This window comes from Candidatus Liberibacter solanacearum CLso-ZC1 (assembly GCF_000183665.1).
Lineage (GTDB): Bacteria > Pseudomonadota > Alphaproteobacteria > Rhizobiales > Rhizobiaceae > Liberibacter > Liberibacter solanacearum.
Genome location: NC_014774.1, coordinates 967425 through 987975 on the forward strand (window position 1 = coordinate 967425; position 20551 = coordinate 987975).

Genomic DNA, 20551 nt, shown 5'->3' on the forward strand with positions numbered 1-20551 from the left:
ATTGATGAATTTTATGAGGATGATTTAAAATTTTTATCCCATTATTTTGAGCATTTTTTTAAAATATTCTCAGTAATGCTAACAGGGATAAACGCAGGAAAAATATCCGGGGAAATATGATTCATCTCTTTTCTTGCTTTGACAAGATGTTCTAATCCTAATTCAGCAAAAATTTTGATGACAAGAGATATTCTCTCATTATTTTCACCAGAAAAAAAAGATTCACGATCAAGACCAACTGCACCAAGGATATCAAGAGGCAAGTATAGTTGTCCTCTATTGCAATGTTTGGATAAGAGTAAAATTAATTCACCAATAAATTGTGCTATTCCTGCATGTTTGATGACATCAATAATATCAAAATTTTTTTTATCACTCAAAATCATCGTTGCAAGATGAATAAGACTAGATGCAATTTTAAAAGCATAAATTTCTAATTGTTTGCAATCAAAAATAGAGTCATTATAAGGATCAAAAAAACGAGCTTCAATCATATCAAAAAAGAACTGATATGGAAGAGCATATTGATTAATAATCGACACTAATTTTATCGACAAAGGAGATTTGCTTTCTGATAAAATATTATCTCTAGATGATTCAAAAATATCTTTCCACCACTGTAAACGAATTTCTCCCGCCAATGGATTGCTTGCCAGATCTCGTACACGTGCTAACTCGGCATTGAAACTATAAAGAATAGCCAATGGAATACGCAAATGGGATGGAGATAACAAACAGGCAAGATAACGATCACGATCCATATCTCGCAAATTATGCAAGGAAAAAAGATGATCTTGAGCGGCCATGTTATCCGCTTCTCCCGTCTTTTTTTTTAAAAAATCGAATCTCATAAATAAGTTATATAAACTTGTAACACTCCACAGAACAAGACGATAGCTATCATCTTAACAAAACTCTAATCCCATTGACATCTATCAAAACTATTACGCAGTCACCTTATCGGCATGCAAAAATTGCGATCACCAAAACATCTTCATCAACATGAAGATGCTATACATCATCCTTAAGAAAAGATTGATGTCATAAAAAATATGGGTAAATCTTTATTCATAAGATTATATTAAATAACCGTCAGAGGATCTGTTTGGTTTTTAATATCTTCTGCTTCTTTTTCTTCTGCTTCAAATGCAATATTTGAAGAAGAGTTTTCAATTTCAAAACAAATAGGGACTAGGGGGTTCTTATCAGGATTCAAAAAAACCTTTACAATCCCTCCCCCTTTTTTAAGTTTTCCAAAAAGAATTTCATCAGCTAATGGTATCTTAATATATTCTTTGATTATTCGCTCTAAAGGTCGAGCACCCATTTTTACATCATAACCATGCTTAACGAGCCAACTAATAACTTCTTCCGAAAAATGAAAGGAAATTCCCTTTTCCTGCAACTGCGCATCTAACTGCATTATAAACTTACGCACTACTTGGCGCATAACCTCAGGCGATAATGGAGAAAAAGGAACAATAGAATCTAGACGATTCAAAAATTCTGGAGAGAAAAAATTTCTTAATGCTTCCTTATCCGCATCCTCATTCCGTGACGAACCAAAGCCTATTTTTGCCCTAGAAGCTTCTAAAGCACCTGCATTAGTAGTCATAATCAAAATAACATTTCGAAAACTAACCTTTCTCCCATTTTGGTCAGTTAACATACCATAATCCATAATCTGCAGTAAAATATTCACAACATCAGGATGTGCTTTTTCAATTTCATCTAATAAAACAAGACTATATGGATTTTGATCAACAGAATCGGATAAAAGCCCCCCTTGATCGAAACCTACATATCCAGGAGGAGCCCCAATTAAACGTGCAACAGCATGACGTTCTATATACTCTGACATATCAAAACGCAAAAGCCGTATTCCCAAACAAACTGCCAATTGTTTGCTTATTTCCGTTTTTCCAACACCCGTAGGACCAGAAAAAACATAACAACCAATCGGTTTTTGTGGATTAGAAAGCCCTGCCCGAGCTAATTTGATAGAACATACAAGCTTCTTAATCGCTTCTGATTGTCCATAAACAACTCGTTCTAAATTTTCTTCTAAATTACTCAGAATAGAATCATCATCATTCGAAATATTCGTTGAGTGAATACTACGATTCATTGATGCAACAGTTCTTTTAATATCCTTTTCAGTAAGAAATTTTCTTCTTTTCGAAGCAGGTTGTAATATCTGAGAAGCTCCTGCTTCATCAATCACATCAATAGCTTTATCAGGCAGTTTACGCGAAGTAAAATGTCGAATCGATAAATCTACCGCCGCCTTAATCGCTTCTTTTGAATACCTCAACTGATGATGTTCTTCAAAATAAGGCTTAATTCCTTTAATAATCTCAATTGTATCTTCAGGCGACGGTTCATCAATATCAATTTTTTGGAAACGACGCACTAACGCCTTATCTTTTTCAAAAAATTGTCTATACTCACTATACGTTGTTGAACCTATACAACGCACAACACCAGAAGATAAAGCAGGTTTTAAAAGATTCGAAGCATCCACAGATATTCCAGAAGAAGATCCTGTCCCAACTAGCGTATGTATCTCATCAATATAAAGAATTGCACCTGGACAAGCTTCAATCTCTTTGACCATTTTCTTGATACGCTCTTCAAAATCACCACGATAACGCGTACCAGCAATAAGATTACCTATATCTAATGAAAAAACTCTCGTACCTAGCAAGGAATCTGGAACCATACCATCTACAATTTGCTTAGCAAATCCTTCAGCTATTGCTGTTTTACCAACCCCAGGATCCCCAACATATAATGGATTGTTTTTTGAACGTCGACACAATATCTGTATGGTACGATTAATTTCCTCACGCCGACCAATAAGAACATCGATGTTACCTTTTTTGGCTTTTTCCGTAAGATCAATACAATAAGCATTTAAAGCAGGAAAAGGGTTTGGATTGGCTTGGAATTTGTAATCAGTGCCAAAACCTTCACTTCCTGAGGTTGCCCCACCCATATTGAGTGAATCTTGAAAATTCGCAAATTCTCTTTTTTTCTCTATACCGTGTGAAATAAAATTAACCGCATCATACAGTGTCATATCTTGTTCTTGTAAAAAATAAGTAGCATGACTATCAGGTTCAGCAAAAAAAGCAACGAGAATATTGGCCCCTGTTACCACACTTTTTCCAGTCGATTGGACATGGATAACAGCCCTCTGAACAACCCTTTGAAAACTAGAGGTAGGCCTGCACTCTACATGAAGATCATCTTTTAATTTATTAGAAGAGTCATTGTCTATGTAATTCAGCAGGTTGTCTTTTAGCACCGCAAGATTAACGTTACAAGAAAGCATAACCGCTGCTGCATCTGAATCATCAATGAGAGCCAATAACAAATGTTCTAACGTCGCATATTCGTTATTTTTCTCGGTGGCTAAAACCAATGCCTGGTGTAAAACTTTTTCAAGGTTTTCTGAAAAAAAAGACAAAAATTAATCCTTACTTATGTTCCATAATACACTGGAGGGGATGCTGGTTTTGTCGAGAATAGTTCATTACTTGATTCACTTTCATCTCGGCAATTTCATATGCATAAACACCACACTCACCTATTCCCTGATGATGAATCTTTAACATAATGGACTTTGAACTTTCATGATCTTTATGAAAAAATTTCTGCAAAACATGAATAACAAATTCCATAGGGGTATAATCATCATTAACGAGCAAGACTCGGTATAATCTTGGCGCTCGAACCTTAGAAGAAATCTCTTCTTTAGTATTTATACAACTATCAGTCCTAGCCACTCCTTTTTCATTCATATGGTTTTTAGCCATAAAAACAAACGATATTGCTACCACGAATCTCATCCTTCTCTTACCCGACGATATACGTAATCCTCATCAAAAAGATATATAAACCTTCCACCATTCACAAAAAATATTTTTATTATTTAAATCCAATTAAAAAACAAAGCTTTCAAAATTTTAAAATAATATTTTTGGTTATCCTATTGATAAGATTTAAAGATCCTCTTCTAAAATAGACATAGCAAAATGATATGATATCTCTCCTTCGTCATTATTACGATAAATGAGTCCAATAAACTCTGAATTCATCAAAACCTCTACTGAATCAGATTGGTTTGCCCGTAATTGCACAGAAATACCAGAACCAAACATCTTCTTAAGATATGCACTTATTTTTTTGATTTCATCAGGACTCATCTTCACCTCCATCTCAATTGTTTTCTTTAAAAATATCAAAATAATACATATAGCACTGAGTTCAATTAAGCGAGGTATTTAAAAAATGAACGATTGCCATAATGCCAGAAAATATTTTATCTAAAATTATATCATTAGTTCTAATTTTACAAAATATAAAATCTAAAAAAATATCTACCAAATAACAATATATTCAGAAATTTAAAAAAGCACGTTTTATTTTATAACATTTAAAGAAAAAACCTTTGAAAAAACAACACAGTATTCTTAAATTTATCGATGTTTCATCCTTGTGTAAAATTCCATAACCCCCTGCTTAAACTGCATATCCCCAACCGCAAGCATATGATCTCTATTGCGAATATTTAAATATTGACTTCCAACTATACATGACATCAATTCTTGCGGAGAACCGGCTATATCATCTTGAGAACCAACCGCAATCAACACTGGAACATCAATGCGACTTAAATCATCCCGATGAAAAAGTTTTCTCGTCATAGAAAGACACGAAGAAAGCGCTTTTAGATCATTTCCCGGAACAATTTCAGCAAATTTTCTGAATTTTTTCCCTAAGGGACATTGTACATCATTAATGGAGGGAACCAAAAAGGAATCAATAATAGGATTCCAATCAATAACCTCTAAATCATACAAACCACTCCCTACCCCACCTAAAACAACAGACCGCGCATATGTTGGATAAAACAATGCTGTAGAGCACGCTATGCGCGCACCCATAGAATACCCAATAATATGTGCCTTACTAATACCGAGATGATCCAAAAGAGATACTGCATCAGCTGCCATAAAAATAAGACGATAATCAACACAACTATATGGTTTGTCACTTTTCCCATGACCAAGATTATCAAGAGCAATCACTCGAAATCCCTGATCACATAAGAATTGCACCCAACCTGAAGACAACCAATTAATTTGATATGAAGAAGTAAATCCATGAATCAACAAGATAGCAGGAGCACTTTTATCCCCCACATCATAAAACGCCAATTGAAAGCCCCTCCAAGAACGGAAGAATTTAACCTTATTCATCACAATAATCTCTCAAAAATTTTTCTTGCACATATCTTCACTATCATACTTTATCTTTAAAGTCGCCAATGTTAGAATGTAGTATCCTATTCAGCTTAATATTCACAATATCTTGCTTCCAAATCATGTAAAAAGTAAGGAGAAATATATGGCTAACCATCGTATTCTTCATTTTCAAAACGATAAAGGACATAGTAGCATTAAAATCGGCGTTAAAGAATTTATGTGTGCGGGAGCCTCTCCCCCTTTAGATCACCCCCATGTTTTTATCAATATGGGAAGCGATAATAAAAAATACTGTCCTTATTGTTCAACTCTTTATCATTTTGACGCTTCACTTGATTCAGAAGAAACACTACCCTCTGGATGTTTTCTACCTCTCTAAAACAAACATGTTACCTGCCCAAAAGGACATCACTGCCTTGAACACCCTTCCATCTGTGGCAATAGTCGGAGCAGGAATATCTGGATTAACCCTTGCTCTTTCTCTCTGTAATCACGGGATACAATCTCATATCCTTGAAAAAAAAGATCAATTATCTGGGCAAGGATTTGGGATACAAATCTCACCTAATGCCTCACGCATACTTAAAAAAATTGGCGTTCTCAATCAACTGGAAGATCTTTGGATTGAGCCAAAAGACTTTGTTTTTCATTCTGGATCTACCCTCACAGAATTACGACGCATTCCGTGTGGATATCATGCACGTAATAATTGGGGAGGGGCATATGGAGTTTTAAAACGAGACACGTTGCAAAAAATACTTTTGTCTAATCTACAGGAACAACCTTTAGCAAAATTACATCTCTCAACTCACATTACTCAGCCTGATTTTGCTACAATTTCCCAGACGACCAGTCAAAAACCCGATCTATTAGTAGGCGCTGATGGGCTTCATTCGAGTATACGTCAATATGTAGACAAACAACCAGCAACATTTTCAGGAAATATCGTCTTACGATGTATTATCCCTCAAAATGATGTACCTGAATTTATTGACCCTCAATCAGTAAATCTATTCTTTGGCCCTAATTCCCATTTAGTCGCCTATCCTCTACGAGAAGATAATACAATCAATATAGTCATAACCAGTGACAAACACCTTTTGAAAAACATCCCTTTCTTACAAAAAGGTCACAGTAGTTATCATAACTCGCATAAAAAATGGTTTTTAAAACATTTAGCTGGTTGGCACCGAGAAATAAGAGAACTCATTGAGCGAACAAATAAAACTTATATTTATCCCTTATTTGAATGCAAGTGTACTCGTTGGCATAATCATCAAGATACCGTTTTAATTGGTGACGCAGCGCATACCTTGCTACCTTTTGCAGCTCAAGGAGCCAATCTTGCCATTGAAGACGCTTATATTTTATCAAAGCTCCTCAGTGAAAAGAAAATTTCTGAAGCCATTTCCACTTATCAATACATACGCACCACACGAATTAACATGATACGTGCGCGTACGAAATTAAATCAAAAATTGTTCCATATGCGTAATGTAGCGAGCATATGTAGAGATATCGGCCTTCGATTAGGACATTCCAAACTTTTATACAAAAATTTAGACTGGATATATAAATATGAAGTACCTGAAACAATATAATTGTTCCTCTTTGAAGTGGAGTATTGTCAAGCACGTGACACAGCTATTATGAAATCAGATAATACAAAAATTACGATTAATCGTCCTATTTTCGTGAAAGTACGAGATATATCTCTTATACCCCCTAAATTGTTCTAATGCCATCATTACTTTACAAAAAAATATATATATTATGAGCTGAAGAATAAAAAATATTATAAGCATCTAAATCGCACTAGAACAGATAATCTATTTTACATAATCTCCAATCTATTTTTCTAAAGCCGTAGCATGTCGAACCGAATCAAAGTGCTGAATGATATCGCTCATACTGCATTTTCATTCATAAAAAACGAGAAGATGTTTTTAATTCCAACTTACCTTTTCTACAAAAAATGCAACTTCCAAAAATTACACTCGATTTAAATGCATTTTAATGGCTTTAAAATAATTAAATATTAATTAGCTGTACCCCTGTACATCAAAATTTAAAAAACAAAATATAAACAAATTATAAAGATATTTTTATGTGATTGGCGAAAAATGTTATTTTATTCTCCAAATATGGACGGTTTTTTATTTAAAATATCTTGCTATTATGCGCCGATTGCTTAGTCTGATGAATACAATAAATGCGCGATAAGATTTTTTTTGATCTAAAATTTCGCAAATGATTTAAAATTGTAAGTTTCTAAATGAATTATATCCTATGAACCAAGTTCAAATTTATACTACAAAATATAATGGCTACTTTTCCAAGAAAGGATACATTAATGTACAGAAATTTTTTTATCAGTATTCTTTGCTTGATTGGTCTAACTTTTACAAATTTTCCCACTTATGCAAGTATTCTACAAAATATTAAAAAAAGAGGTTTTTTGAAGTGTGGAATCAATACTGGACTCACAGGCTTTTCAGAAATTCAAGCTAATGGAGATTGGAAAGGGTTTGATGTTGATTTTTGCAAGGCTTTGTCCGCTGCAATTTTCGATGATTCCTCTAAAGTTCAATATCTTCCCTTGAATGCAAAAGAACGTTTTATCTCCTTGCAATCAAAACAAATAGATATACTCAGCCGCAATACAGATTGGACATTACTCCGTGAGACTAAGCTTGGCCTTGCTTTTCGTCCGATCACATACTTTGATGGCCAAGGGCTTATGATGTATAAAAAGTCAGGAGTTTCTTCAGCATTACAACTATCTGATGCTTCTATATGCGTTCAGGCAGGCACAACAACAGAAAAGACCCTTGCAGATTATTTTAAAGCGCATAATATGAAATATCATCCAATAGTCTTTGAGCGCGTTGAAGAAATTGATGCGGCTTATCGTTCTCATCGTTGCGATGTTTATACGGGAGATAAATCAGCTTTATACGCTTTAAGACTAAGCACCGACAACCCAAATGAACATGTTATTTTAAAAGATATAATATCCAAATCACCTCTCGGCCCCGCTATTCTTCAAGGCGATAGTGAGTGGTCTAATATTGTTTCATGGACTCATTACGCATTAGTCAACGCGGAAGAATTAGGTATTACCCAAAGCAATGTCGATCAAAAACGCCTTACTACAAATGATCCAGACATGAAACGTTTCCTCGGAATTGATAAAAGCGCTAATATTGGAGAAAGTCTTGGACTCTCAAAAGATTGGGCTTATCAAATCATCAAACATATGGGAAATTATGGCGAAATATTTGATCGTAATCTTGGATCTCAATCTGCGCTGAAGATTCCACGTGAATATAATGCCCTATGGTCCAAAGGTGGGATAATGTATGCTCCACCTATTCGTTAAACTTGGCCTATTAAGAATTTTTGTCAAATTATGTAAAACATAAATTTATCAGAAACAATAAAATTGGCAAAAAATATCTTGAAATACGCCCTGTTTTATTACGTAAAGGAAGTAGGTAGGTATGATGAAAAATATCAAAAGTATGTTTAATCATAATTTCTGCGAGATGAAATTTTTGTATGACGTGCGTATTCGCAGTATACTAATTCAAGCTGTGATTTTATCTATAGTTACGATGGTAATATTGTGGCTTGTCAATAATGTACATCACAACATGGTGAAATCAAATTTATCATTAGGTATAGGATTTCTTAAAGAACGCGCTGGTTTTGAAATCGATCAAGGAATTATCCCTTATACGAGCGATTCTTCTTACGCTATGGCTATCGTTGTTGGATTTTCCAATACATTCATGGTAGCATTTGCAGGAATAATTCCTGCCACTATCATAGGAGTTTTAGTTGGAACAGGCCGTTTATCCTCAAATAAGCTGGTCTCATGGATTTGTAGGGTTTACGTAGAAGTATTCCGCAACATTCCGCCATTGGTGGTGATATTCTTCTGGTATCGATCTGTACTATCTATCTTGCCAATTCCCGAGCATTCAATTTCATTACCATTGGGGATTTTTTTGAATAATCGTGGATTCTCTTTTCCTACGTTAATTATGGATATAAACGCAAAAATTGTTTTGTTTTCGTTTGTGTTAGGAATTGCACTGAGCATCTTTTCAGCCAAATTATCCCGTCAGTTTCATATGAAGACTGGCCAAACCCTCCCTTTGTTTTATGTTGCTGTGCTTCTAATACTAGGTTTGCCGATGCTAGTATTGCTTGCTCTTAATTTTCAATTATATTTTGACAAGCCTGTTCTCGGTAAATTTAACTTTACAGGAGGATGTACAATTGGCCCCGAGTTCATGTCTCTCTATATAGCCCTATCCTGTTATACAGCTTCTTTTATAGCGGAAATTATACGATTAGGACTTATTTCAGTTTCCCGTGGGCAAATGGAAGCAGCAATAGCACTCGGATTAACTCCTGGAAAAGCTACGCGTTTGGTTATTTTACCACAAGCAATGCGCATCATCATCCCCCCTCTCACCAGTCAGTATTTGAACCTCTTGAAGAACTCTTCTCTTGCTGTGGCAGTGGGATTCGCAGATCTAGTATCTGTTGGAGGGAGTATTATTAATCAAACAGGTCAAGCCATTGAAATTATTTTGATTTGGATGTTTATATATTTAAGCCTATCAATAATGATTTCTTTGTTTATGAACTGGTTAAACACTAAAGTTGCTTTAAAGGAGAGAAGATGATTCATCCCCTCAAAGAATTTCCTTATGTACGCAAACAATTGTTACCACCTTGTTTACCTCCAGTACATCAACGTGGAATTATTGCGTGGATCCATACTAGTTTCTTTTATACTATTAAAGATTCTATCCTAACCTTGTTAATAATAGCCTCATTGTTATCTTTAATACCCGATATCGCTCACTGGTTTTTTATAGATGCTGTTTGGACGGGAACGGATAGAAGAGTATGTACGACTATATCTCAGGGTGGAATACAGCCTGATGGTTGGAATGCTGCTTGTTGGGCTTTTGTATATGATCGCTATCCACAGTTTATATTTGGGAATTATCCTGCGGAAGAAAGATGGAGGCCTATACTCGTTTTTGTGCTGGGATCCATCCTCTTAATTCCTATGCTCATGCCTTCTTTGCCCCGAAAGTTTCTTAATGGCGTGTTGTTATTCTTCTTATTTCCTATCTTTTCTTTTTTCGTTTTATACGGCGGTTTTGGACTCACAATTGTCGAGACATCACTATGGGGAGGATTACTGGTTACTCTAGTGATTTCCTTATTTGGAATCATTGTTTCAATGCCATTAGGAATTTTGTTAGCATTAGGGAGAAGCTCTAATATTTTGGTTTTACGAGTTGTTTGTATTACATTTGTTGAATTATTTCGTGGAGTACCCTTAGTTACTGTGCTTTTTATGACTAGTGTTATGTTACCTCTTTTTCTCCCTGATGCATGGGATGTAGATAAACTACTACGTGCGCTTTTGGGAGTAGCAGCTTTTGCATCCGCTTATATTGCAGAAGTTTTTCGAGGAGGATTACAATCCATCTCAAAAGGACAATTTGAAGCAGCTAATTCTTTGGGATTGAACTATTTTCAAACAATGCGTTTCATTATCATTCCACAAACAATTAAACGCGTTATACCAGGGATTGTGAACACTTTTATAGGATTATTCAAAGATAGCACCTTGATATCTATCATCAATATGTTTGATATTTTAGGAGTGGTAAGAGCGAACTTCAGCGATTCATCGTGGGTGTCTTCTGTCACTCCTACCACTGGATTAATCTTTGTAGGATTTGTATTTTGGATATTTTGCTTTAGTATCTCATTATATTCGGTGTTTATAGAAAGAACTCTTCATAAAGGAAGCAAAAAATAAGGATTGTTGTACAAATGAAAAATTCTTCAGTAAATTCAAAAGATTCAAAAAAAAACAATATTATTATACAAATAAAATTATTAAATAAATGGTACGGCCATTTTCATGCATTACGTGATATTAATCTCAATGTAGTACGTGGCGAACGCGTTATTATTGCAGGACCTTCAGGATCAGGAAAATCAACTCTGATTCGCTGCATTAATCATATTGAAAAACATCAGGAAGGAGAAATAATTATTGATGGAATCCCTCTTAACAGTGATGTCAGAAATATTGATGAAGTTCGTCGTGATATTGGTATGGTTTTCCAACATTTCAACCTTTTTCCTAATCTTAGTATCTTGGATAATTGTACCCTTGGTCCTATTTGGGTTCGAAAAATGCCTAAAAAAGAAGCAGAAGAGCTTGCAATGCACTACCTAGAAAAGGTCAAAATTGCTGACAAAGCACAGAGATCATCTCTTTTATTATCTGGAGGAGAAAACCAGCGTGCTGCCATTGCACGTTCTTTATGTATGAAGCCAAAAGTTATGTTGTTTGATGAACCTACTTCTGCATTAGATCCTGAGATGGTAAAAGAAGTCTTAGATACAATGATTGAACTTGCGGAAGAAGGAATGACCATGATTTGTGTTACTCATGAAATGGGTTTTGCTCGTCAAGTTGCTAATAGGATTGTATTTATGGATCAGGGACAAATTGTTGAACAAAACAATCCGGAAGAATTTTTCAACAATCCTCAACATGAAAGAACAAAAGCTTTCTTAAGCCAAATAATTTAGTAGTTCAATTGTGATAAGTTACATGTCTGTAAGGATTTTTTGTTATAATAAACTAATTAAAATATTTTTTTATATAATTAAGGATTATATCTTGATTAGTAATAATATATATGAAATATACATGTAAACTATGTGCTTATATGGTTTCGGAGTGTAGCGCAGCTTGGTAGCGCATCTGGTTTGGGACCAGGGGGTCGGGAGTTCGAATCTCTCCACTCCGACCACGTATTAGTATTTTACTGGAATATACTATATAGAGCAATAAGATTGAGATCATAGATGATGTTAGCAAGAATTTATAATAAAAGTAAATCTTCTACTCAATCAGGGAAAAAAGGTAGAACAGGAAAATGGGTTCTGGAGTTTGAAAGACAGATTGCTCCTTATATTGAACCTCTTTTAGGTTATACTTCTTCTAAAGACACGCTTCAACAAGTAAAACTTTTTTTCTTATCCCTAGAAGAAGCGGAAAAATATGCAAAAGATCATGAGATTCAATATCATGTAATCCCATTACATAAAGAATCACAAAAAAAAATCTCTTATCAAAATAATTTCTCATATAATCGTCTTGAACCATGGACTCATTAAGATAATTTTAATATTATGACAACTCGGCTCCTTAGCTCAGTGGATAGAGCGCCTGCCTTCTAAGCAGGATGTCGCAGGTTCGAATCCTGCAGGGGTCACCACTAAAAATATAAACGATTGATTTAAAGGTATTTTTTATATAAGTTGGTCTTACCTTTTAAGAAAGTGCGACTAACGCTAGTAATTCATAATCATGTTTTTATCTAATTTTTCAACAACAGCTCTGCTTCAACCTCTCCCCTCAATACCAATCCGTTGAGCTTTTTGCCACCAGCAAAAACCCATTTTCGTATTTCATGAGAAGCAGTAACCCAATCTTCAGCATCTACACATTTCCTTAAAGCGCTTGCCCGATATCTTCCAATTCCAAAATTAAAAACAAAATCTCCAATAGCCGATATGCGGTTTTCACCAGCATGAATAAGAATCGGAGAAACGGTAAATACTTGGCTTAAGCACTTCGAAACATCCCATTTAAGAAGATCATCTGCTTGTTGTTCAGTTATGGCCAAGTTCTCAAAAACATCATTTCCAGTATGGCCATAACCGATAGTCCAAATGCCAGCAGAACATCGATAAGCTGTTAGGCGAAGTCCTGCAAATCTTTTGATTAAATCAAGAAGAGGTTACGAATAGATAAAAAATGCAATTTTCAATTACTAGACTATTTCACTCAGGTGTGTTGTAAAATATTTTTTTATTTTTAAAACCAAAGAGTTTAATGATGATATCAAAAAAAATTGCATTGACTTCCATACTGTTGTCATCGTCTGTATGGTTAAATGGTTGTGATTTGTTAGAATCTGAATCTCATAACACTCCTGCGAAGATAGCTCAAATACCAATAGCAAATACTTCTTGTAGTAAAAGTACAGAAGAACCAAAAACACCAAAGGATTCTCTCGATTTTTCGACGCTCTTAAAACTAAGCCCTCAAGATGCAACCAATATACTAAGAATGCATCCTAGTAAGGAAATTTACGAGTTTCTTGGGCACAATCATCATAGTATTACTCAAGCTGAGCAACAATTTTTAGATGCAAGAAAAAAATACATGTTAAATCCTAAAGATAAAAATGCGGAAAAATATAAAGATGAAACTGAAGCATACTTCAATAAAGTACACACATTGGACGAGATAATAGAATCGACAATAAGGTACAGAGGAACCATTTATGGTGAAAAAAGATTATAGAATATAATTAAAAATATTTAAGGAGTTTAAACAAATGATGGACATCAAGAAACTAGGTTTATAGCCTCTACGATAGCGATGTTGTCAGTAACCGCAACATTAAGTGGTTGTGGTTAAACTCCTAAGACCGCAACTGCTGCTGAATTACGGTCTAAAGCAGATAAACTAAAGGCAGCAGCAGAGAAAGCAGATAAAGAAGAGAAGCCAAGGATACAAGCGATAATCTCTTGTGTGAATGGGGCAAGGAGTAATAAAGGATCAGTTGTTATTATTCCCTAGGGCGTACCTCTTTATTATGTAAGTTGTTGGCTTGAAATTATTTTTATGTTACGGATATTTCCTCCTTTTATTATAGGGAAGACGGTTTATTCAATAATAATTTTGTTTCAATTTATCATTTTAAAACTAATCCTTGTAGCTTTCTTCTCCCTGAAAAATCAATCTTATATCTCAATGATTCTCTACAGGAGCCGCATCTAATACACGTAGTTGGGCACGCTTACTTCCTCTCCAATGATTGACACATAAATGACCGATTACGTGCATCCATTTCCCATGAGATTGCATTAAAAATTCACCTAGAGGAGTTCCATAGACACGAAAAGCAATTCCTTGCAAAACCTCTGAATCTTGCGATTTGAATGTCATTTGCAAATGATTCAATTTAACAATACGGACATTCTCTAACTTATGACTAGGGAACGCAAAGACAGGGCGCGGGTTTCCCGAACCATAAGGCCCCGCTGATTCAAGCATCTCAATTAATTTGATATTCACAGCAGAAGCATTGAGAGCACCATCTATTTTTAAAACTGGCATTGATACTAATGAAGACATCCTCTTATTTGCAAATGCTTGGAAAAAATCACGCAATCGATTAAAATTTACACGTTCTACAGTCAAACCAGCTGCCATAGCATGTCCTCCACCTTTTAACAAAATACCTTCTTCAAATGCAAAAGAAACCATTTTACCAATATCAAAACCTTCAATGGAGCGTCCCGAACCAATACCCTTTCCACTTTCATCAAAAGAAATGGCAAAAGATGGTCGATCAAACTTTTCTTTTAAACGCGCAGCCAACAATCCTACAATACCAGGATGCCATTGATCTCCTGCCACCACGATAATAGAAGCTTGTTGCATATGTTCATATTGAGCTAGAACTTCAACTTCCGCCTGCTCTAACATTGCAGATTCCATCAAACGACGATTCTGATTGAGCACATCTAACTTCATCGCAATCGCTTCAAGCTCTTGCGGATCATCTGATATTAACAAACGACTTCCAAGATTAGCTTCCCCTATACGCCCCCCTGCATTGATGCATGGGCCTATCATGAATCCTAAATTATCAGCTGTTATTGGAGCAGAAAGATTAATGCGTTCAATTAATGCTTTTAGCCCTGGATTCCCTTGCTTGCGAGAAACCAGCAAACCTTTGGTAACATATGCTCTATTTAAATCGATTAAAGGAACAACGTCACATACCGTTGCAAGAGCCACAAGATCTAACAAAGACAATAGATCAAAATATTTGATCGGAATTTTATTATCTTGCTGCAGAATACGACAAATCATTACCAATACAAGAAAAACAACTCCAGCAGCACATAAATGACCTTGCCCAGACAAATCATCCGAACGATTTGGATTGACTAATGCATATGCAGGGGTTTCTTCTGTTTTCATTTGATGATGGTCAATAACAATCACATCAATCCCTTGATTAGAAGAAAATTGCAAAGCTTCATGGCTTGTAGAGCCACAATCTACTGTAATAATCAGCTGCGCTCCCTCATCGATGATTTTTTTCATAAGATCCGGGTTAGGTCCATATCCATCCAAAATACGGTCTGGTATATACATGTTAGAATCAACACCATAATACGAGAAAAATCGCATCATTAAAGCAACTGAAGCAGCACCATCTACATCATAGTCACCCAAAATAGCAATTTTTTCAGAATTATAAATTGCTTGGACAATCCGACGCGCAGCTTTATCACAATCGGTCAACGTCAGAGGATTAGGCATGAGAGAACGAATAGAAGGATTTAAAAATTCTTCAGCACAATCAATAGAAACATGACGACCAACCAAAACACGAGCAACAAGATCAGGAATTGCATGTTTTTGAGTTATCGCAAGAGCACGGTTTATTTCCTCTTGCCCCAATAAAGATAACCATCGAAATCCTGAAATAGAACGCTCTACCCCTAAAAAAGCCTGATAATTCATGATTTATTCCTACAATAAAAATAAAACCCTATATGCATAATAGATTAAGAGGCATCTTTGAGATTATAAAATAAACAAAAACGCAAAGATTCTATATGTAATCCATATGCAAAAGATGTCAAAATGCCCTTTGGGTACGAATAATTAACGCAATGAACCAATCGAAAAAAAGATATTTATAATATTTGACAAAAGAAAAAGAGTGCCGACAATTATTTGAAATCCATCGGTTGAGCCGTATTGTTTTCTAAAAGATGATCTATTATTCCTGCTGAACATCTGTTTTTTATCAAAGATTTTCAATACAAATAACACGAGAATATTGTATAACATCACTTTTATCGTTAATGCATTGAATTGCATTATGAATAGATATTCCTGAAACCTCATGTGTTATCATAAAAACAGAGCACTCTTGAGAATTTTCATCTTGATGCGGACAAGTTAATAAACGAAAGAAAATGTGAAAATCAGCCATTTGAGCAATAATTTTATCTAAAACACCCTCATCATTACGTATTTTTAGACGAATAAAATACTCTTTTTCCTGTTCATATGCATTATTACACTGACCGATCAAAGTAGAGGATACATTACCCAAAGCCAAAGAAACCGACTTTTCTGTATCAATTTTAGCAATATTACAAATATTATCCAATACTGCAGAAGCCGTCGGATTTCCGCCGGCACCAGGCCCAATCATCACTAATTTACCCAATACCTCTGTTTCAATAACTACTGCATTGGTTATTCCATCCACTAAAGCCATAGTGGAATCAGATTTCAATAAAGCTGGGTACACATATCTTACGATTTTCTCATCTTTGCGCTGAGCAATGGCTAAAAGTTTAATATCATAACCAAAATCGGCAGCAACCCTGACATCTTCTAGAGTAATACTAGAAATACCTTCACAATATATTCCCTCAACAGATGTATTGATACCAAAGGCTATGGATGAAAGGATAGCAAGTTTATGAGTGGAATCTATTCCATTAATGTCAAATTCTGCATTGTCTTCAGCATAGCCACATCTTTTAGCTTCATCCAAACACTCTTCAAAAGACAATTCCATCTTATTCATATGCGAAAGCATATAATTACACGTCCCATTTATGATTCCATAAATACGATTAATTTTATCATATTCCACATAATCTTTCAAAACTTTGATAACAGGGATTCCACCAGCTACAGCCGCTTCAAAACTAAGAGTTGTTTTATTTTGTTGCGCTAATAAGGATAAATCCACGCCATGATTTGCTATCAATGCTTTGTTAGCGGTCACTACGTGACATCCTCGAATTAAAGCGACACGCACAGAATCATAAGCAGGATAACCTTTTCCACCTATAACCTCAACGAATACATCAATATCCGCTTTATCAGCCATCACAATAGGATCATCAAACCATTCGGCATCGACAAGATCTATACCCCTATCAATATTTCTATCACGTGCACTAATAGCAGAAACGACGAACGAAAGATGGTCAGTACCTTTTAATCTCTCCTCTCTTTCTTGAATAATTTTAATCAAGGAAGATCCTACTGTTCCCAGCCCTGCAACACCAATTCTTAAAACATTTTCCATTCAATTAACCTGCAATCCTTTAAAAATACCAAAGCAGAAAACTTAAAAAAGCGGAAAACACATAATAGTAGAATACCACTATCGATGATAACATCATCGATTCTAAAGAAAATTTTGTCAAATTACTAGTAACTTTGTACAACAGATATGATCTTTCTATCCATAAAATATATATTTTATCGTTCCAAAAACCCCTAAAAATATTAAGAAAGATAAGAGAAAAAATTGAGAAAATAAAGGTAATATCCTATACTTTATAGTATATATAAAATATAGAAATTATATTTGCTTTTATTAAGAATAATTTCCAAATAACATTGTAATATCATACATTTATATTTTTTATACGTATATGATTAGCATATGTTTTTTCCATCGGAAGATCTTGATATCTCTTGCCCTATATGATATAATTTTAAAAATTTTTTAGTCAAAGAATTTCTTTGTCAAATTTAAAAAAGAAATAAGAATTCGTTTTTTTAAACACTATACAAAAAAAATTATGATCTACTTTTTAGAAAAATACTTCTGTTGTTTTGAAAATCTTACGGGTATTAATGAAGAGCAGTAACTCTTAAAAGATATTATGATATGTTGTCTATCATCCATAAGCTTCGATTTGCAATCTTTTGTGAATAAAAAATATCTTTTATGTACAATAAACAATGATATATGATGCTATAGATGTAATACAGACAATTTTTTCATGATCTTTTCACAATGGATAATAAATATCATGTCATCTTCTTCATTAAAAAAATCAAAAACCATCAACATATACACATCAGAAGAACTTGAAGGTATACGCAATGCATGTAGCGTAGTTGCTCGTTGCCTTGATTCTTTAACATCCATGATACAACCTAAAATAACCACTGAAGAAATTAATGATTTTGTTTACCAATTTGGAATAAAAAATAATGCAATTCCTGCTACTCTCAATTATCGAGGCTACAGAAAATCATGCTGTACCTCTGTCAATCATGTTGTATGCCACGGAATACCTTCAAACAAAGAACTACGTGATGGAGATATTATCAATGTCGATGTTACTTACATTGTCGATGGTTGGCACGGCGATAGTAGCCGTATGTATCCAGTGGGAAAAATAAAACGATCAGCAGAAAGACTGCTCCAAGTCACCTATGAAGCTCTCTATAAAGGAATCGCAGCAGTAAAACTAAATGGAAATATAACCGACATTGGAAAAGCAATACAACAATACGCCCATAGTGAAAATTATTCTATAGTTGAAGTTTTTTGTGGACATGGCATAGGACGATGTTTTCATGAAAATCCAGAAATCCTGCACTTTTATGATCCACTTTACCCTTCTGATGAAATAAAATTTCAAGAAGGCATGGTATTTACCATTGAACCAATGTTGAATTTAGGAAGCGCTTCTGTCAAGGTTCTCTCCGATGGATGGACCGCAGTAACACGAGACCAATCTTTATCCGCACAATATGAACATACAATCGCCATTACTAAAAAAGGATGTGAAATTTTTACATTATCTCCCAATAACTTAGGAAGACCGGGCATCCCTCCCATTCAATGAATTTTATAATTGAAAGTTTTTCTAATGAGTAAACGCTCTGCAAAAGATTTTGATATAGATTGTATCGGACATCGCAATCGTCTTCGAGATCGTTTCCTGCAAGGAGGAGACTCTGCATTAGCTGATTATGAAATACTTGAGTTAATTCTTTTTAAGCTTATTCCACGTCGAGATACTAAATCTATTGCCAAAGCACTTCTAAAACGCTTCATCACATTAGGAGGAGTATTTGGAGCGCCATTACACCTTTTACAAGAAATTGAAGGAATTGGTAAAACAGCTGCCCTAGAACTAAAGTTAATATCAGTTGCATCCCAACGCATTTTAAAAAGTAAATTAATTAATCAAAAGATTCTGAATTCTTGGTCAACTTTGCTTGACTATTGCAAAATAACATTAGCTCACGAAGAACGTGAGCAATTCCGTATATTGTTTCTCAATAAACATGACGTGTTAATCGCAGACGAAATACAAAGTCGAGGAACCATAGATCATGTTCCTGTGTATCTACGTGAAATTGTCTATCGTTGTTTAGAACTTTCCGCATCTTCTATAATATTGGTTCACAATCATCCCAGTGGGAATCCAAATCCTTCAAATGCTGATATTGGAATGACCCAAAATATTATATCCACCCTTACCCCCCTCAATATCACCGTTCATGACCATATTATTATTGGAAAAGATGAATTTGTGAGTTTTAAAGGACTGAGAATAATATGAACTATACTAAAAAATTAAAACAAAATATCTTCTTATCTTTCAAAATATCCCTTCTAGGATTATTCGTTATTTTTCCTATCGTATTAGGACTCTTTTGCTTCATACTAACTTCTTATACGCAGAACTTTCACGTAATAGTGCCAAATGAATTATATCGTTCTGCACAACCAACTGGCCAATTTATAGAAACTATTTGGGAAAAGCATGGAATCAAGTCTATCCTAAACCTACGTGGGGAAAATAACGAGCCTTGGTATCGGGAAGAAGAAATGACTATACGAAATCTAGGAATACAATTAATAAATTTTCCCATTCCCGCCTCTAAAGAATTAAACAACGCAGAAATAAAAAAACTAATTGATATCCTTAGAAAAGCTCCCAAACCCCTTCTCATACATTGTAAAGCCGGAGCAGATAGAACAGGGTTAGCTTCTGCTCTTTATCTTTATTCTATTTCTCACTATCCAAAATATAAAGCAAGCGGACAACTTTCTATATTTTACGGACATATTCCTCTTTTCGGTGCGCGCAGTATGGATATTACGTTTGAAAAATACACAAAAGAATTCTCTAATGATCTTTATATAGAAAATGCAAAACATTTCCTCAATTTGGCGTAGAAAAAATCCACCTAATTAATATTTTTTACAACAAAGATCTTAGTCGATAAATATTTGATAAATACCATGCCAGTTATCCACTTGATAAAAGATCAGGATAGGTATTGTATG

The 20551-nt window shown here is 34.7% G+C and carries 19 protein-coding genes and 2 tRNA genes; 13 read left to right on the forward strand and 8 right to left on the reverse strand.

The annotated features are described in order from the left end of the window. Positions 1 to 41 precede the first annotated feature (41 nt). The 5 genes from CKC_RS04385 to CKC_RS04405 form a co-directional block, all read right to left on the reverse strand. Positions 42 to 806: a phytoene/squalene synthase family protein gene (locus CKC_RS04385; RefSeq protein ID WP_013462323.1), complete on the reverse strand. Its 765-nt coding sequence runs from the start codon at positions 804 to 806 to the stop codon at positions 42 to 44. A gap of 275 nt (positions 807 to 1081) precedes the next feature. Beyond that, entirely contained in the window at positions 1082 to 3472 is a 2391-nt protein-coding gene (gene clpA, locus CKC_RS04390) for an ATP-dependent Clp protease ATP-binding subunit ClpA (RefSeq protein WP_013462324.1), read from the reverse strand. A 10-nt stretch (positions 3473 to 3482) separates the two neighbouring features. Continuing rightward, positions 3483 to 3845 carry an ATP-dependent Clp protease adapter ClpS gene (gene clpS, locus CKC_RS04395; protein WP_013462325.1) on the reverse strand — a complete coding sequence of 121 codons (363 nt, stop codon included), beginning with the start codon at positions 3843 to 3845 and terminating at the stop codon, positions 3483 to 3485. Between the two features lie 162 nt (positions 3846 to 4007). Then, positions 4008 to 4211 (reverse strand): DUF3126 family protein, encoded by a 204-nt coding sequence (locus CKC_RS04400; protein WP_013462326.1) that lies wholly within the window; start codon positions 4209 to 4211, stop codon positions 4008 to 4010. Between the two features lie 273 nt (positions 4212 to 4484). Beyond that, complete coding sequence (locus CKC_RS04405) at positions 4485 to 5267, reverse strand: alpha/beta fold hydrolase (protein ID WP_044054125.1); 783 nt, start codon at positions 5265 to 5267, stop codon at positions 4485 to 4487. Positions 5268 to 5415: 148 nt separating this feature from the next. Here CKC_RS04405 and CKC_RS04410 point away from each other — a divergent pair, with 148 nt between their 5' ends. The 9 genes from CKC_RS04410 to CKC_RS04450 all read left to right on the forward strand — a co-directional run bounded on the left by CKC_RS04410 (position 5416) and on the right by CKC_RS04450 (position 12607). After that, the gene (locus CKC_RS04410) at positions 5416 to 5652 is read left to right on the forward strand and encodes a zinc-finger domain-containing protein (protein ID WP_013462328.1); all 237 of its coding nucleotides are present in this window, start codon (positions 5416 to 5418) and stop codon (positions 5650 to 5652) included. Next, positions 5606 to 6874 (forward strand): FAD-dependent monooxygenase, encoded by a 1269-nt coding sequence (locus tag CKC_RS04415; RefSeq protein ID WP_244391947.1) that lies wholly within the window; start codon positions 5606 to 5608, stop codon positions 6872 to 6874. Before CKC_RS04410 ends, CKC_RS04415 begins: the two co-directional genes overlap by 47 nt. A gap of 752 nt (positions 6875 to 7626) precedes the next feature. Then, on the forward strand, positions 7627 to 8655 hold the full coding sequence (locus tag CKC_RS04420; RefSeq protein WP_013462330.1) for an amino acid ABC transporter substrate-binding protein: 1029 nt from the start codon (positions 7627 to 7629) through the stop codon (positions 8653 to 8655). Positions 8656 to 8776: 121 nt separating this feature from the next. After that, positions 8777 to 9973, forward strand: a complete 1197-nt coding sequence (locus CKC_RS04425) for an amino acid ABC transporter permease (RefSeq protein ID WP_013462331.1) — start codon at positions 8777 to 8779, stop codon at positions 9971 to 9973. After that, positions 9970 to 11130 (forward strand): amino acid ABC transporter permease, encoded by a 1161-nt coding sequence (locus tag CKC_RS04430; RefSeq protein WP_013462332.1) that lies wholly within the window; start codon positions 9970 to 9972, stop codon positions 11128 to 11130. The genes CKC_RS04425 and CKC_RS04430 overlap by 4 nt, the downstream gene beginning before the upstream one ends. A gap of 14 nt (positions 11131 to 11144) precedes the next feature. Beyond that, positions 11145 to 11915: an amino acid ABC transporter ATP-binding protein gene (locus CKC_RS04435; RefSeq protein ID WP_013462333.1), complete on the forward strand. Its 771-nt coding sequence runs from the start codon at positions 11145 to 11147 to the stop codon at positions 11913 to 11915. A gap of 147 nt (positions 11916 to 12062) precedes the next feature. Continuing rightward, positions 12063 to 12139, forward strand: a tRNA-Pro gene (locus CKC_RS04440). Positions 12140 to 12194: 55 nt separating this feature from the next. Beyond that, positions 12195 to 12506 carry an ETC complex I subunit gene (locus CKC_RS04445; RefSeq protein ID WP_013462334.1) on the forward strand — a complete coding sequence of 104 codons (312 nt, stop codon included), beginning with the start codon at positions 12195 to 12197 and terminating at the stop codon, positions 12504 to 12506. A 25-nt stretch (positions 12507 to 12531) separates the two neighbouring features. Further along, a tRNA-Arg gene (locus CKC_RS04450) sits at positions 12532 to 12607 on the forward strand. A 102-nt stretch (positions 12608 to 12709) separates the two neighbouring features. Here the strand turns inward: CKC_RS04450 and CKC_RS04455 are convergent. Next, the gene (locus tag CKC_RS04455) at positions 12710 to 13117 is read right to left on the reverse strand and encodes a glycoside hydrolase family protein (RefSeq protein WP_044054126.1); all 408 of its coding nucleotides are present in this window, start codon (positions 13115 to 13117) and stop codon (positions 12710 to 12712) included. Between the two features lie 113 nt (positions 13118 to 13230). Between CKC_RS04455 and CKC_RS04460 the strand changes: the two genes are divergently transcribed. After that, entirely contained in the window at positions 13231 to 13701 is a 471-nt protein-coding gene (locus CKC_RS04460; protein WP_013462336.1) for a hypothetical protein, read from the forward strand. A gap of 450 nt (positions 13702 to 14151) precedes the next feature. Here CKC_RS04460 and recJ read toward each other — a convergent pair whose 3' ends face one another. Together recJ and CKC_RS04470 are read right to left on the reverse strand one after the other, a co-directional pair. Then, the gene (recJ, locus tag CKC_RS04465) at positions 14152 to 15942 is read right to left on the reverse strand and encodes a single-stranded-DNA-specific exonuclease RecJ (RefSeq protein WP_013462337.1); all 1791 of its coding nucleotides are present in this window, start codon (positions 15940 to 15942) and stop codon (positions 14152 to 14154) included. 289 nt (positions 15943 to 16231) lie between these two features. Continuing rightward, on the reverse strand, positions 16232 to 17536 hold the full coding sequence (locus CKC_RS04470) for a homoserine dehydrogenase (RefSeq protein ID WP_013462338.1): 1305 nt from the start codon (positions 17534 to 17536) through the stop codon (positions 16232 to 16234). 736 nt (positions 17537 to 18272) lie between these two features. On the opposite strand from CKC_RS04470, the gene map reads away from it, so the two are divergent. The 3 genes from map to CKC_RS04485 are packed head-to-tail and all read left to right on the forward strand — an operon-like array spanning position 18273 to position 20440. Then, on the forward strand, positions 18273 to 19097 hold the full coding sequence (map, locus tag CKC_RS04475) for a type I methionyl aminopeptidase (RefSeq protein ID WP_013462339.1): 825 nt from the start codon (positions 18273 to 18275) through the stop codon (positions 19095 to 19097). A gap of 24 nt (positions 19098 to 19121) precedes the next feature. After that, entirely contained in the window at positions 19122 to 19820 is a 699-nt protein-coding gene (gene radC / locus CKC_RS04480) for a RadC family protein (protein WP_044054128.1), read from the forward strand. Beyond that, positions 19817 to 20440 (forward strand): dual specificity protein phosphatase family protein, encoded by a 624-nt coding sequence (locus tag CKC_RS04485; RefSeq protein ID WP_013462341.1) that lies wholly within the window; start codon positions 19817 to 19819, stop codon positions 20438 to 20440. The genes radC and CKC_RS04485 overlap by 4 nt, the downstream gene beginning before the upstream one ends. Positions 20441 to 20551 lie beyond the last annotated feature (111 nt).

Excerpts from the sequence above, each read along its gene's own strand:
- CKC_RS04385 (WP_013462323.1), bottom strand. The coding sequence starts at position 806 with ATGGCCGCTCAAGATCATCTTTTTTCCTTGCATAATTTGCGAGATATG.
- CKC_RS04400 (WP_013462326.1), bottom strand. The coding sequence starts at position 4,211 with ATGAGTCCTGATGAAATCAAAAAAATAAGTGCATATCTTAAGAAGATG.
- CKC_RS04405 (WP_044054125.1), bottom strand. The coding sequence starts at position 5,267 with ATGAATAAGGTTAAATTCTTCCGTTCTTGGAGGGGCTTTCAATTGGCG.
- CKC_RS04410 (WP_013462328.1), top strand. The coding sequence starts at position 5,416 with ATGGCTAACCATCGTATTCTTCATTTTCAAAACGATAAAGGACATAGT.
- CKC_RS04420 (WP_013462330.1), top strand. The coding sequence starts at position 7,627 with ATGTACAGAAATTTTTTTATCAGTATTCTTTGCTTGATTGGTCTAACT.
- CKC_RS04425 (WP_013462331.1), top strand. The coding sequence starts at position 8,777 with ATGATGAAAAATATCAAAAGTATGTTTAATCATAATTTCTGCGAGATG.
- CKC_RS04430 (WP_013462332.1), top strand. The coding sequence starts at position 9,970 with ATGATTCATCCCCTCAAAGAATTTCCTTATGTACGCAAACAATTGTTA.
- CKC_RS04435 (WP_013462333.1), top strand. The coding sequence starts at position 11,145 with ATGAAAAATTCTTCAGTAAATTCAAAAGATTCAAAAAAAAACAATATT.
- CKC_RS04445 (WP_013462334.1), top strand. The coding sequence starts at position 12,195 with ATGATGTTAGCAAGAATTTATAATAAAAGTAAATCTTCTACTCAATCA.
- CKC_RS04460 (WP_013462336.1), top strand. The coding sequence starts at position 13,231 with ATGATATCAAAAAAAATTGCATTGACTTCCATACTGTTGTCATCGTCT.
- recJ (WP_013462337.1), bottom strand. The coding sequence starts at position 15,942 with ATGAATTATCAGGCTTTTTTAGGGGTAGAGCGTTCTATTTCAGGATTT.
- CKC_RS04470 (WP_013462338.1), bottom strand. The coding sequence starts at position 17,536 with ATGGAAAATGTTTTAAGAATTGGTGTTGCAGGGCTGGGAACAGTAGGA.
- map (WP_013462339.1), top strand. The coding sequence starts at position 18,273 with ATGTCATCTTCTTCATTAAAAAAATCAAAAACCATCAACATATACACA.
- radC (WP_044054128.1), top strand. The coding sequence starts at position 19,122 with ATGAGTAAACGCTCTGCAAAAGATTTTGATATAGATTGTATCGGACAT.
- CKC_RS04485 (WP_013462341.1), top strand. The coding sequence starts at position 19,817 with ATGAACTATACTAAAAAATTAAAACAAAATATCTTCTTATCTTTCAAA.